The sequence below is a fragment of the Ruegeria sp. HKCCA5929 genome, assembly GCF_013034525.1.
Taxonomy (GTDB): Bacteria; Pseudomonadota; Alphaproteobacteria; order Rhodobacterales; family Rhodobacteraceae; genus Ruegeria.
Map to the genome: position 1 here is coordinate 72918 of NZ_WQGE01000011.1, position 13446 is coordinate 86363.

General features: G+C 52.2%; 10 protein-coding genes. 7 read left to right on the forward strand and 3 right to left on the reverse strand.

The window, feature by feature from the left end:
• Positions 1 to 31: 31 nt before the first annotated feature.
• The 4 genes from GOV90_RS19940 (at position 32) to GOV90_RS19955 (ending at position 4191) form a co-directional block, all read left to right on the forward strand.
• Positions 32 to 958 (forward strand): alpha/beta hydrolase, encoded by a 927-nt coding sequence (locus tag GOV90_RS19940; RefSeq protein WP_171091416.1) that lies wholly within the window; start codon positions 32 to 34, stop codon positions 956 to 958.
• Positions 959 to 1466: 508 nt separating this feature from the next.
• Positions 1467 to 1886 carry a hypothetical protein gene (locus GOV90_RS19945; RefSeq protein ID WP_171105575.1) on the forward strand — a complete coding sequence of 140 codons (420 nt, stop codon included), beginning with the start codon at positions 1467 to 1469 and terminating at the stop codon, positions 1884 to 1886.
• A 766-nt stretch (positions 1887 to 2652) separates the two neighbouring features.
• On the forward strand, positions 2653 to 2880 hold the full coding sequence (locus tag GOV90_RS21430; protein WP_371732489.1) for a carbohydrate porin: 228 nt from the start codon (positions 2653 to 2655) through the stop codon (positions 2878 to 2880).
• 234 nt (positions 2881 to 3114) lie between these two features.
• A complete protein-coding gene (locus GOV90_RS19955) occupies positions 3115 to 4191 on the forward strand; it encodes a serine hydrolase (protein WP_171091419.1) in 1077 nt (358 codons plus the stop codon).
• 157 nt (positions 4192 to 4348) lie between these two features.
• On the opposite strand, the gene GOV90_RS19960 is transcribed toward GOV90_RS19955, so the two are convergent.
• Positions 4349 to 4726, reverse strand: a complete 378-nt coding sequence (locus tag GOV90_RS19960) for a hypothetical protein (RefSeq protein ID WP_171091420.1) — start codon at positions 4724 to 4726, stop codon at positions 4349 to 4351.
• A gap of 181 nt (positions 4727 to 4907) precedes the next feature.
• On the opposite strand from GOV90_RS19960, the gene GOV90_RS19965 reads away from it, so the two are divergent.
• Together GOV90_RS19965 and GOV90_RS19970 are read left to right on the forward strand one after the other, a co-directional pair.
• A complete protein-coding gene (locus tag GOV90_RS19965) occupies positions 4908 to 6830 on the forward strand; it encodes a DUF3604 domain-containing protein (RefSeq protein ID WP_171091421.1) in 1923 nt (640 codons plus the stop codon).
• A 213-nt stretch (positions 6831 to 7043) separates the two neighbouring features.
• On the forward strand, positions 7044 to 7826 hold the full coding sequence (locus GOV90_RS19970; RefSeq protein ID WP_171091423.1) for a lysophospholipid acyltransferase family protein: 783 nt from the start codon (positions 7044 to 7046) through the stop codon (positions 7824 to 7826).
• Between the two features lie 314 nt (positions 7827 to 8140).
• Here GOV90_RS19970 and GOV90_RS19975 read toward each other — a convergent pair whose 3' ends face one another.
• A complete protein-coding gene (locus GOV90_RS19975; RefSeq protein WP_171091424.1) occupies positions 8141 to 8806 on the reverse strand; it encodes a M23 family metallopeptidase in 666 nt (221 codons plus the stop codon).
• Positions 8807 to 9278: 472 nt separating this feature from the next.
• Positions 9279 to 10745, reverse strand: a complete 1467-nt coding sequence (locus tag GOV90_RS19980; protein ID WP_256367951.1) for a peptidoglycan-binding protein — start codon at positions 10743 to 10745, stop codon at positions 9279 to 9281.
• An 812-nt stretch (positions 10746 to 11557) separates the two neighbouring features.
• Between GOV90_RS19980 and GOV90_RS19985 the strand changes: the two genes are divergently transcribed.
• On the forward strand, positions 11558 to 13446 hold a 1889-nt coding region (locus tag GOV90_RS19985), incomplete at its 3' end, for an alpha/beta fold hydrolase (RefSeq protein WP_171091431.1).

Genomic DNA, 13446 nt, shown 5'->3' on the forward strand with positions numbered 1-13446 from the left:
TTCACAGATTACTTGGAATGGAGTTTGAAGCATGGCCCTGTTTTTTTCCCGCCGTACATACAATGCACAAAAGAAGAAATTCACCTTAAAGCCTGCCGCAAAGACCAGATACGTACACATCACCCAACAAAGTCCTGGGGGTAAAATTCGCAAAGGCAGCATCATCAAAAAAGCCAAATGGCTGGATCTGGTCCGCCAGGAAGGCGGAGACTCTGACGTCCTGATCTATGTCCACGGGTTCAATACAAGCCAGAAGAGTATGCTGGACCGGCTGGCGAAAATTGAAAGCAATCTCAGGTCCGACGGGTATCAGGGGGCGGTCGTCGCATTTGACTGGCCCAGCGACGGATCGGTTCACGCCTACGACTCGGACCGTAACGATGCCAAGGCTGTGGCCCCACATCTGGTCGGGGACGGGATTTTGCCGCTACTGGGAATGTCTCCTCGGCCTAAAGTACACATCATCGCGCATTCCATGGGGGCTTTGGTCGTCCTGCGCGCATTCTCGGACTTCGGGGATGCCGCCGGACCGGGAAACAAGATCTGGTCAGCAGATCAGGTCGTGTTCGCGTCTGGTGATGTCGATGCAAAGTGGTTGGAAAAAGGCGCCTGGGGTGATCTGGTTCTGAAGAAGCGCAGCAAGCGGTTCACCAACTATTACAGCGGCAAAGACCAGGTTCTGGCCCTGGCCGGGGGGATTGTTCATGGCGGGCGTCAGCGTGCGGGTCGCGTCGGGATGCCCAAGCTGACCTCGAAAGGTCATTGGGATGTTTTTTGCGACCATCAATATTTACGAGAGGTTCCCAAAGGTCAGCGCAAGTTGATGAAATCTCATCGCTGGTGGTTCGACAGCAACGGGTTTTATCAGGACCTCGCCCTGACGATCGACGGTCATCCGGCAAAAACGATGCCGACGCGACAGAAAACCAATATCGGAGATCAGGCGCTGGTGGTCTGATCACTCGGTTGCCCAACCTCTCTTTGGGGCTGAAGCGCTGTCGCAAAGTTAACTGGACATGAACACCGTTTTTGTTTGCGTTCACATGGCCGCTGCATAATGAACTACGCGGAGGTGGCCAATTCGCTTGCCATGTCCTTTTGCGAAACGGTTTTGACTGATTGCGGAGCATTGACGCCAATGCATAAACCTTCGACCCCAGAAGCTGCGGCACTACACGCTCACATACTGAAGAAGAGCGACGCGGAATACGATATCGCAATGTGGGCCGCGTGTGCGTTGGCGGAACTTCATATGAAAAGAACTGATTTGTTTCAGGATTATCGGCAAATTTGGGCTCAGAAACTGGGGGTCGTGTCTCAGCCCGAGAAATCGGATTGACTTCAAACTCTGCGGAAAAGTTCTGAAACTCTCCCAAGACCGCCGACGGTGTTTATGCCTATGTCACGCGCACAGAACTCGCGTGGGCTGCATACACATCCCGGTCAGGTTCTCGCTTGGGATTAAAATGGCAGGGGCAGCAGGGTTCGAACCCGCGACCTACGGTTTTGGAGAACGCACGGAACACCATATTTCGTGCGTTCTGTCCGTTCTGAACACTAAATCTGTTCGTTCTGTTCGTTGTGTCAGCACCGTTTGCGGACTAATTGCGGACTCGTTTGCGGACAAAACGCCCGTAGTAGGAGCGGATGACCGGTTGACACGATTCGGAACAAAAACAGAACATCTTGTCATGAAAAAGTGGCCTCACACGATTCCTCACGACCTAAAATGCAAGCTGGAAAGTTTGCGCGAGTATCGCAGCAAACCTTCGTTACAAGACGATTGGGCCGCCATCTTTGAATGGCTCAATGCGCACAATGTCCAGCCACCAGATCATGCGTTACCGACCGAACCAGAATTAAAAGGTCCGGTCGGCCACTGGTGACAGAAAACTCGTTACCCCCTCATCCCCAAAAATCCCGCATTGTTCGGAGGGAAACCAGTTGAACAACGCGGGTTGCAGTTTGGGGTACTTTAGTTACGACAGGGATCATGGGCTGGATCAAAGTTCCCCGCGTCACCTTAATCTGGGATGATAGGCAACGCGGGGATTTAGTCTGACCATGGGACTGCCCAGACTAAATGGGGCATGAGTGTTACGGGTCGTTTCGCTAGTTGGATCAATAGCCGGTACCCCGCCTCAGTTCAGCGGGTGTTTTTTTTCTCTGGGCGCACCGAACATCAAAGCCAGTATCCATGACTTGGTTGATTACCTTGGGTGTTGATGAACCACGGTACGAACCTCAATTCGGATTAAAACCTCCGAGAGTAGCTAAGTAATTGATCTGTATATAATTAATTTGGCGGAAATTAAAAAACTATTGGCCGTGAATCGAAAGCAATTCGACCCCAAAACACCCTATTTGAACAACATACATCATCCGCTTCGTGGAAGGGTTTTGGGAACAATGGAACTAGTTGTCTTGGCCGTTGTTTTTGGCGGACTTTTGATTAAGGTCACTGGCTCAAGCCGCTCTATAGGTCGCTCCATAGGCCGTGCGGTAGGTCGCTCTCGTCGGAGAAGAACCTCTCTAAAGCCGGTAGTTCGACCTAACAATCGGCGATCAACGCTGAAGCCAGTTGTTCGACCCAACAATAGACGCCGCATCCACAAGCCAGAATACCCAATACCAGCAATGCCAAAGAGCATGATGCTGCAAGGGCGTCCTGGCTTTTTTGACGATCTAATCGGTATAGCTACGACTTGGGCTGAACCTGCTTTAGACGGTTTGAAAAGCCAAACTACGATAGAGGCCTTCTACCGGCTGGATGTTTCCGACAACCTGGCTCTAACCGCTGACGTTCAGTATCTCAAGAACCCTGGTTTCAACACAGATGACCCTCTCGTGTTTGGTTTCAGGCTGAGGTTCAATCTCTAGAGACTCTTTTAGTCTAGATGTCAGGGGCGGTAGTCGAGGCGGGAGTGTTACCATTCTTCTGTATTTAAGCAGAACGTCCGCTTTGGGCTCAAAGCTGACATTCGCTGCACCAGGCATGATCCTCCGCTTTGCGTGACTTTGCTGACATCTAATCTGTCGAAACCAATGTCCGCTTCCACTAAAGCGAAGTGCAAGATAGTTTGTCGGCAAGAACAAAACCAAAGAGGATAACTTATGGCCCATCGAGAGAAGCTCGGATTTGTCCTCGCGCTGTCTTTAGTATTGTGTTTCGGTTCCTCAGTGGGTTGGGCTCAAGACATGCAGGAACGGCTTAAAGCTGCAGTGGGTGCAAATGAGATAGTCGGCCTCCATGGTGCGGTTGTAGTGCTGGATGGTGACAGGATTGCCGAAGCCTACTTCCCTGGTGAAGACGAGCGATGGGGTACGCCAATTGGTCTCGTCGATCATGGACCGGAGACCTTGCACGATCTTCGCTCTGTTACGAAGTCTGTCGTCGGTTTGCTGTATGGAATCGCGTTGTCAGAAGGTGCTGTGCCACCTGTCGACGCGTCTTTGTTGGACCAGTTCCCAGAATACGCAGATTTACGCGACGGGTCAGGACGAGAAGACATCACCGTGGCGGATGCGCTCACAATGCAGATGGGAACACAATGGGATGAAAGCCTGCCATACACCGATCCACGCAACAGCGAAATCGCAATGGAGCTGGCCGAAGACCGCTATCGCTTTGTATTAGACCGTCCAATGGTGGCTGAGCCAGGAACAACTTGGACATATAACGGTGGTGCTGTTGCATTGATAGCAAAGTTGATTGCCGATGGTACTGGACAAGACATCGACCTATTCGCCCAGACCCGTTTGTTTGAGCCCCTTGGTATTGAGGGTTATGAGTGGGTGCGTGGCAATGACGGCGTACCATCTGCAGCTTCCGGCTTGAGATTGACCGCTCGAGATCTTGCCAAAATTGGAGTGTTGATTGCCCAAAACGGCGTCTACGATGGTCGAGCAGTCGTACCTGCAACCTGGTTGGATTCGTCGTTTCGTGCAGTCACATCGATCCAGCCAGGATTTGACTATGGGTACTTGTGGTATCTGACTAAGGGCCCGAACGGCGATGCAATTCTTATTGCTGTCGGCAATGGTGGTCAGCGCCTCACCATACAACAAAACGCGGGCTTTGTCGTTTCGACCTTCGCAGGGAACTACAATGATCCAGATGCGTGGCAGACCTCTGTTCGTGTTTTGGTGGAATTTGCCGTACCAGAAGTAGGCAAGCTCCGTCAGCAGTGACTCGGCAGGGCTCGTAAGAGTCGAACGCAGATGCCTGTTGACCATGCAGCATCCGGTAAAAGGGCTCATTGCAGTCTTTCACTGCAACCCTCGCGGAGTTCGTCGCAAAAGATGAAGCTGCTGGCTGCCAAGCCTGCTTGAAAGGCAGCCCTTAATGCTATTCCGGTTGCCAGAGCTGAACGACATTTCCCTCGGCATCAACGATGTCTTGCACAAAACACTGTCGGAATTTCCATTGCTTTGAGCCTAGGACCGGCCTGCCTCCAACCCTTGGAAGCTTCTCAAGAACATCAGCAATCGAAGTGATGCAGACTATTGGCTTAAGTGGCGTGGCAGAACGAACCACTGGCGGGTCTTCTATCGGGATTTGCGCTGCGATCTTCTGAGGAGCTTGCAAAATGACGAGTTCGGTATCGGCGTTCGAAATGGCGGCAAATTCTCCGTCGATACCATCGGTCAGCCTTCCGCCAATCGCAAGATAGAAAGCCTTCAGTTTTTCTAAGTCCTTTGCGTATAACACCGCACCCTTGAGCATTTCGAAGTACCTCCAAGGCCCTGCGTAGCAGACATTGGCCCATATTGCAGCATTGGCCGCTTTGGGCTCGTAGCGGACATTCGCTGCAGTACGCCCCGACGACCGCTTTAGGAGCTTAGCAAACCTTCGAACTCAGTCGAAATAACTTCCTGAGCAGAGTTGTGGTAAGGTGCCTTCAATTATGGAGGAAAAATTGTTTCGCTATGTTTTGCCAACAGCTCTCATTCTGGGGAGCCCAGTCTTAGCTCAGGATGCAATAAATCCGACAGGCCTTTCCGGCCCTTCCGGTCGACCCTATTCACCTTACGCTGAGCGCGCATATCCAACTCAAGTCTATTTTGGTGACACTCACGTTCATACTGGTCTTTCCGGGGATGCTGGTGGAGGCGGTACGCGCCTCATGCCGCGCGATGCCTATCGGTTTGCGCGCGGAGAAGAAGTTGTGTCGAACACGGGGCAACCTGTAAAGTTGTCGATGCCTCTCGACTTCTTCATGATTACAGATCATTCGGATGCGATGGGTGCGATCACCGACATCATCGGAGGTGCTCCCAACATCTTGGCAGATGAGCAAGGCAGATATTTCCATGAAGAATTCAATAAGGGTGGAGAAGCCGCTCTAGCGGCAGCGCTCGAGCTTACAGCGGCTTTTGCTCAAGGACAGGTTTCCCCTGCGCTGAACTACCAACCGGGCAATCCCGCGTATGCCCGCGTTTGGGACGACATTATCGATGCCGCGGAGGAGTACAATGACCCCGGCGTGTTCAGCACCTTCATCGCCTATGAATGGACATCTCTCGTTGCAGGGAACAATTTGCACCGAAATGTGATCTTTCGCGATGGCCCTGAGCTCACAAGACAGATACTGCCCTATACTACGACGCCACCTGTGGGCTCACCCAACCCTCGTGATCTTTGGAAGTGGTTGGAAAACTATGAGCAAACGACAGGCGGGCGTGTACTTGCTATTCCACACAATGGGAACTTGTCTAACGGCTGGATGTTCCCGTTAGTCGATGACTTCGCGGATGGGGTGCCATTAGATCCAGCATACGCAGAAGCGCGTAACAAATGGGAAAGACTATACGAACCAACTCAGATTAAGGGAGATGGCGAGGCCCACCCGTTCCTATCACCTGACGATGAATTTGCTGACTTCGAAACATGGGATTACGGCAATCTGGATGCTTCGGTTCCGAAAACGCCAACAATGTTGCCCGGTGAATACGCTCGATCCGGGTTACTTCGAGGCCTATCTTTGGCAAAGGCCTTGGGAGTAAACCCTTTCAAGTTTGGCCTGGGTGGTGCTAGTGACACACACACAGGTTTGACGGCTCCAGATAACGACAATTTCTTCGGGAAGTTCACCGGTTATGAGCCCAGCGAAGAGCGTAGCCAACATGTCAGCAAGACCTATCCTGACGGGACTGTTGCGCTGCTTTCGTCCCAATACATTACTGGTGGTTTGACAGCTGTATGGGCGCAAGAGAATTCCCGCGAAGCCATTTGGGATGCGATGCATCGGCGTGAAACCTACGCAACTACAGGACCTCGAATGCGCGTCCGTATGTTCGGAGGATATTCTTTTACCGAAGAGGATGCCTTGCGGCGGGACTTGGCGCTTTTGGGATACACTAAGGGTGTGCCTATGGGTGGGGATCTTGGCCCAGGGGAAGGCGCACCTTCTTTTTTGGTATATGCGCTTCGTGATCCGATGGGAGCAAACCTGGATCGAATCCAGATCATAAAGGGCTGGATAGATGCAGATGGAGAGCAACGGGAAAAAGTCTACGACGTGGCCTTGTCTGGTTCCCGCGAACCAGATGCCGCTGGTAAGTTGCCGTCAGTAGGCACCACAGTGGACCTTTCTATCCCCTCGTGGACTAACACGATTGGAGCCTCTGAGCTGGGAGCCGTGTGGGAAGACCCGGATTTCGATCCTTCAGAAAGCTCATTTTATTATGCCCGGGTTATAGAAATTCCAACCCCTCGCTGGACTGCATATGATGCAGTGAAGTTCGGAATAGACATGCCAGACGGTGTCCAATTAACAGCACAGGAACGTGCCTACACTTCGCCGATTTGGTACTCGCCACAACAATAGTTCGATTTACGATGTCGGTCGGGTATGGGCTCAATCCAGCTAATGATGCCAATCGCCAAAGTAAGACTTTCTGTTGATGTGCCCCGGCCATTGCCGCATAGAGGCAAGGTGCAGGGTGCTTGTCGGGCCGTGCGCCCAAGGGGCAGGCAACAAATGCCAAACGGAGAACCCTCGTGAACCTCTCCCGGCAGTCAGCACAATCAACAGGAACCTATGTCACTCCAGCCTCCAAAGGAAAGGGTCGCGCTTGCGGTCACAGATCCGGGTCAACTGCGGGTCATAAAACGCGTCGCCTTGTTCCTGCTGGGTCCTGTCTACTTCCTGTACATCGCCTTTGTGCCCCTGCTTTGCAGTAAACGGCGAGGTTTTCGCGGCTGGTACTGGCCACTAGTCAAACGTGCCTGTTCGCGGCTTCTGTGGCTGCTGAGCATCCGAACAGAGATGACACAAGCCGACAGGGCCGCGCTGGCCGCCGACACCAACAGCATCATCGTGATCAACCACCGCAGCCATCTGGATGGTTTCGCTCTGATGGACGTGGTGCCCGGCGCCAAGTGGATCACCTTCGCCGCCAAAAAGGAACTTTGCGACGCGGTTCTCCTACGCCACGGGTTCAAAGGCGCAGGGCTGGTGGAGATTGACCGAAAAAGCGGCCCAGTGGCGCTCGAAACACTCACCGCTGCCGTCCGCGCCATGCCCGCACGCTGCTCTGTTGTGCTTTTCCCAGAAGGTACGCGCACTAGCTCCAAAAGCCTCGGCACGTTCAAGGCAGGAGCTGTAATAGTCGCGCGCGCCACCGGCCGTACAATACGGCCCATTGTAATTCACGCATCCGACGCACTTATGCCGCGCGACAAACACTTACCCAAAAGCGGGACGATCCGGGTCGAGGTATTGCCGTCATTCAAATGCGATCAATCCGCTTCGGTGGACGAAGACGTGGATCGCCTGCGAGGCGCCATGATGGCCGTCTTCGATGCCGGGTTGTGTAAGTAGGTATGTGGTCCGTCGTTGCTCCTTCGTTTCCAACAGCGAGACGAAGGTCCGCTCCGGGCTCGTAGCGGTCATTCGCTGCACTCGGCATCAGCATCTGCTTTGCGGACTTTTCCGACCTTCGCGACGATCAGTCCAACTAGTGCTTCCGGCTCTTGCCGGTCATCGGCCGGTGCTTGCCTTCGCTGCGCTGAGGCCCGTCAGAACGGACTTTCGCTGCGACCGCAAAATCTAAGGGACCGTGAACTCACAGATCGCGGACCTACCGGCCGAAGCCCTGCGATAACCCCGATCCTCCGAAACTAAGGAACAAACCTTTAGCAAGGCATTGGAGCTGTAATTTGTCCCCTCGCGGCAGGTTGATTTTTTTTGAAGCACGAAACGCGTCCGACCCCATCTCTCCAAAACAAGTTTGGGTCAACATGACATGACCTGTCCTCGCAGTACTTAACCACCATATGGAGGTGCGGCCTTCGCCCGATTTCTGGCCTATTTGCAGCCTGAACCGACCCGATTACTTGTCCCGCTTTGACCTTAGTCCCTGCTCTAATCCCACGTTCAGGTACCATATGAAGGATCATTAGACTAATGGACTTGGCGCGCTTATCCTGCTGAAGACGTACTCGGACACCAGGGTCGATCATCAAACCACCGCCGAAAAGCTCATTGTCCTTTAATACCCACTGAATTCGACCCGAAATTGGAGCCAGTACCGGCGTTCCGCTGGGCGCGCAGAAATCAATGCCTTCGTGCTTTGTGATAACTCGATCACCGTCAACAATTCTGTAGGGCTGAGCGAGATAGTCAAAACAGACATCCAAACCCCGAGGTACGTGTTTGACGCCATACAGTATAGGCTCGCCCATGGAATTGAGCGCCTGAGAGAAAGATTGCTTTGCCCAACCGAAGGTTGCGATGAAGAAAAAAACAATTGAAAGTACCACCGGCATGAGCTTCGAATGATCATCGGTTTGGTACGCCATACTTTCCAACCCCCTGGACATCTTCGTTCACCACTTGAAACCCGGTTCTAAAGTATTCTTCCGCGCCTGTCCAAAAGTGGGTTCGGGCGGCATCTCAATGCAGATCTGATCCTCGCCACGAACCTTAGAGCGCCACAGCGGAATTCGATTTCTCCTAGCCCCAACCGCACGCATCTTCAGCGCTGTTGTTGCCCAATCGTCTGTCGTCATAAACATCTACTATCAACGGAGGCCGCTATGAATATTCGATCACGAACGGCGAAATGATCACTTTGAAAATTGGGGACAGCTTTATCCAGCCCGCCTCAATTTCCCTTCCCGCAGGTATGCCATTGGTCCTGACTGGGCTCGTAGCCTTGGTCGCGCTTGGTCGTCGCCGGCCCCCGGGCAGGCTGCAAACCTAAATCTGTGATACAGCAGAGAAATGATCCCAGTAAAGCAGGCAATAACTCGCACTACAGCGCTCGGGCGGTCAATTGAAGGGTTCTTCCATCATTTGAAAGTCCGCAAACTCTAAAACAAAAGCATTGGCATTCCCCCAGTAGTCGCCCCACTTGTCGGAAGCTTTGGGGGCGGATCCCTCGCCAATAGCCCCTGTACTGTTCATAAAGACCGCAATGTGCTCTTCGTTGTTCCAGTTGTTTGGCTGGCTCGGCAACCAGTTTGTATAGTCCGTTTCCTCACCACTCTGCCAAACCCACCCCTGATCAGGTTCGCGATAACCAACTTTCTGGTGAAAACCTATCGCGGGTCCAATCCAAGATGTTTTGATCCCATCGAGATGCCAGAAGGCTGGATCCTTAGATATCATCTCAAATACAAACTGGTTCTCGTTACGAGAGGTAATTGAAACTATGTGGCCATCAAGCTCGCTAGCGAGTTGGGCAATTTCTTTCCAAGACGTTAGCGTCGGAACTTGCACCGCGACATAAAGGTTTTCTTCGAAGACCTCGAAAGTCAGTTTGGAGTACTCAAAGACTTTCGCGATCTCGACTAATTTTTCGGAATAACCCACCAGTGCTAAGTGGTCAGGTTTTATAGGCTTCGCAAATTTTTCAGAAACTAGCTCGGCCGGTGAAAGGCTACCATCCAGAGGGTTCTTTAAACCCAAACGCTCAATGGTTTGTGGCGTCAGTACACCTGACTTTGGGAGTCCATTTTCCATTTGGAACTTCAAAATCGCCGACCGCGTACGGCGATCAATTTCGCCCGAAGCTATGCCATCATAGAAGCCTAATTTCTTTAGTTCTTTCTGGGCTTTCGAAGCGACTTGTGAAAGTAGGTCTGTGTTGGAAGGCTTCGGAATAGAATTTTCGTTCCATACAAATACTGACACGCCTAGCAGAAAAACAAGGAAGGACGCAGCAAAAAGGTTTTTTACCGTTAACAGTCTGAAATTTGCATATTGTCGGTTTCTGCTGTCGGTGGCCAAGTTAACAGCGTAAGCCCGAACAGGTTTAGCTATGTTTTTTAAGCGCTTTTGACCTAGCGAACGATAGGAGACCTCAACTTGATTTTTTAACAAATCGTAGGCGGTCCCTGAGATGATCAAGCCTCCAGGATCCGCTAGAGGCTCAAGGCGAGCAGCTATGTTTACGCCATCTCCATAAATATCACCTTCATCGAAGATCACATCACCTAAGTTTATCGCCATACGATAGCGAATTTTCCGTTCCGGCGCTTTTTCAGATTCTCGTGCTCGCAATTCTTCTTGAATCTGGATAGCACATTGAACGGCTTCAACAACGGAAGGAAACTCTGCTAGCCACCCGTCTCCAGTGAACTTGATAAAGTTACCATTGTGGCTTTTGGTGAGCGGTTCTACGACATCTATCCTGTATCGTTTTTGCCTGGAAATGGTCCCAGTCTCATCAACCTCCGTAAGGCGACTGAAGCCGAACATGTCGGCCGCTAAAATGGCTGAAACCCTTCGCTCCAAGGCTCGACCTCACTATTCAAAAATAGTCTTTAGAAAGCGGAAACCCTAAATTCACGCCTAACCATCACTTGAACACAAATCAGCCCGTTCATTCAACTGAACACGCGACTAAATCCAAACGGGCAGTGATAGACCATAATTTGATTTGCGGCCGAGAAGGACGCTGCGATCCAAAACAACCTAACTAACGCAGTGCAGAATGTGCATGTTTCCGCTCAAATTTTTTCTTTTGGCACAGCCGACGTTGGGAATCTGGTCGGTTTTAGAAAGCCGGTTTTCTGCGCAATGCCGGCATTAGTGCAATGTGCAGCATCCCTTACTTCGGGTTCCTTGCTGACTTTAGATCGATTGCAGCATTTTTGAGTTCTGGCTCCCAACGAATGTCGGCTTGTTCACCTTCGCAGTTGAGATCGCGCAAATGCAGCAAACTTCCGGTTTCCGCCCGTCGTGACCAATGCTGCGACGAACACCAACAAGCACTCTGGGCTCGGTGCTGTCGTTCGCTGTGATCTGTCCGAGGGACTGCTATGCGGACAAAGCTGTCGTTGGTTGTTTAGTTTTCGATCTCCGGATTCTACAGGGTGATGCCCTTTGCAAAGATGCTCCGACAAAACCTCTCAATCCGTAGTGTTTGGATTTGAAGAGACGGAAGGACAACTTTCAATCGGTTCGCAAATGCAGTCCACTGATCTAAGGTTATAGAAAAATCAACAGCCTTATGTGGTGTGACCGTGACTCCCGAAAAAATATTTGCAGTCCTATCTGCTTTGCTTGGAGAACCTTCTGATCGGACGGGTTTTGAAGCTCAATTCGTGGGTGGAGCCGACACGCGCTACCCGGTCGAAGTCACGCCATGCACCCGCCCCGTCGTCCCCGATGAGATTGACGGAGAAACTGTAGTCTGCGGTATCGTTGCAGTACCTGAGGATCACAGAGATGCTGAAAGCAAAACCCTGGACCTCAGCTTCATCGTTTTCAAGGCTCATTCGCTGGCACCCGTGGCAGACCCGGTTGTCTACCTTCACGGGGGACCGGGCGGCGGTTCAGTTGAATCTGTGCGCTCGCTCAGTCTGTTTTTTGACCATTTGCGGGGGCGAAGGGACGTCGTGGCGTTCGATCAACGCGGCGTCGATGCAAGCGCCCCGGATATGGATTGCTTCGGGACTCTGGCAAAAAACCTGGAGCCAATCGTCGATCAGTTGGGCGGGGCTGACCTACCTCAGCTGGAGACGGCACTTGTTCGCGACTGCATTTCGGAATTGACCGAACGAGGCTTCGATCTTCCGCAGTTCAACACGACACAAAATGCTTTAGATGTGCGAGCTGTAATGTCGGCTCTTGGCTACGCTGAGTACAATATTTATGGCGTTTCATATGGCACCAAGCTCGCGCTAGAAGTCATGCGCTCTGCGCCAGAGGGTGTGCGTGCAGTCGTTTTAGACAGCGTTGCTCCACCCCAAATCGCGCTTTACGACACTCTGTTCGTCCCACACACCGAGGCCATTTTTAATACGTTCGCACCGTGTGAAGCGGATCCTATCTGTGCGGAGGCGTATCCCGATATAACGCAACGGTATTTTAACCTCCTTGAAGACTTAGAGGCACGTCCATTGGAGGCTGCGGGGATCGAGATATCCGGGCAAGTGCTTTTCAGCATTTTTTCCGGCAGAAACGATTGGTCCGACCCAACGATCCGGGGCTTCACCACTTACGCGCCCGCACTGGTCAGAGAGCTTGAGGACGGAACGGTCGACCTCATCACACAAATCATCAACGGTGACCTTCCACCCCAGCCCTCCGCAGAAACGTTGTTGGCGGGTGCGTTGGACCTGAGCGCCGATGAAAAGGCTCTGGCGCAAGCTGCAATCAACGCCATGTCGCAAATGGAAATTGCTTCCGACACTGCGTCCTCGGCTTTGGAGCAGCTTGAAGCGGATCGCGACCGAGATCTAGAACCGGCTTCGTTGGGAGAGTTCTTTGACGATGCTCTTGAAGATGCTTTGGCCGGGTTGCCTGATCGGGCGGATCGCTTGATGTTTGCGAAAGACTATTTGAACCTACGGTTTGAAACGCCGCGTGCTGGAGCGTTGCTGGACCTAGTCCGCGCCCATTTCAATGAGGCGACAGCAGGACGGTTGGCCTCATTGATCGCTTTACTAAGCCCCGAAGATGTCGAGCGTGTTTTCAGCTTGATCGCGACAGATAACGCAGCTTTGCAAACTATTATGGAGGGTGAGTTCGAGCTCTTGCTTTACGCATGTCAGGAAGATTTTGTAGACGGTTTCAACTCGGCGGCGGGGTTTGGCGCTTTAGTAGCAGAGTTGGGATACGGTCCATTGATGACAGCGGCTCTAGCTGAAATTCCGAGCCTATTTGCAGATTGCAGCGAGTTCACACCGGCACCTCGAGACAACTACCTTGAACCCGTGCTTTCCGACATCGCGGTACTGGTCCTGTCTGGTGAGATTGACACACAGACCGCATCTTCCTGGGGTGGACTAGCGGCAGACACTTTGCACAACAGTCAGTCGTTCCTGTTCCCAGAAACAGGGCACGGGGCACTTGTTTTCAGCCAATGCGCCCGCGATATTGGTGAAGCCTTTCTGGAAAACCCCGGGGCAGGCATCGATGGCACATGCGTCTCGAATCTAAGGCTACCGTATTTGATGCCGGACGGCAGCTTGCATAGTGTCGAGAATTG

Bases quoted from the DNA above. Each gene is read 5' to 3' on its own strand.
- GOV90_RS19970 (WP_171091423.1), top strand. From the start codon at position 7,044: ATGTCACTCCAGCCTCCAAAGGAAAGGGTCGCGCTTGCGGTCACAGAT.
- GOV90_RS19975 (WP_171091424.1), bottom strand. From the start codon at position 8,806: ATGGCGTACCAAACCGATGATCATTCGAAGCTCATGCCGGTGGTACTT.
- GOV90_RS21430 (WP_371732489.1), top strand. From the start codon at position 2,653: ATGCTGCAAGGGCGTCCTGGCTTTTTTGACGATCTAATCGGTATAGCT.
- GOV90_RS19965 (WP_171091421.1), top strand. From the start codon at position 4,908: ATGGAGGAAAAATTGTTTCGCTATGTTTTGCCAACAGCTCTCATTCTG.
- GOV90_RS19960 (WP_171091420.1), bottom strand. From the start codon at position 4,726: ATGCTCAAGGGTGCGGTGTTATACGCAAAGGACTTAGAAAAACTGAAG.
- GOV90_RS19940 (WP_171091416.1), top strand. From the start codon at position 32: ATGGCCCTGTTTTTTTCCCGCCGTACATACAATGCACAAAAGAAGAAA.
- GOV90_RS19955 (WP_171091419.1), top strand. From the start codon at position 3,115: ATGGCCCATCGAGAGAAGCTCGGATTTGTCCTCGCGCTGTCTTTAGTA.
- GOV90_RS19945 (WP_171105575.1), top strand. From the start codon at position 1,467: ATGGCAGGGGCAGCAGGGTTCGAACCCGCGACCTACGGTTTTGGAGAA.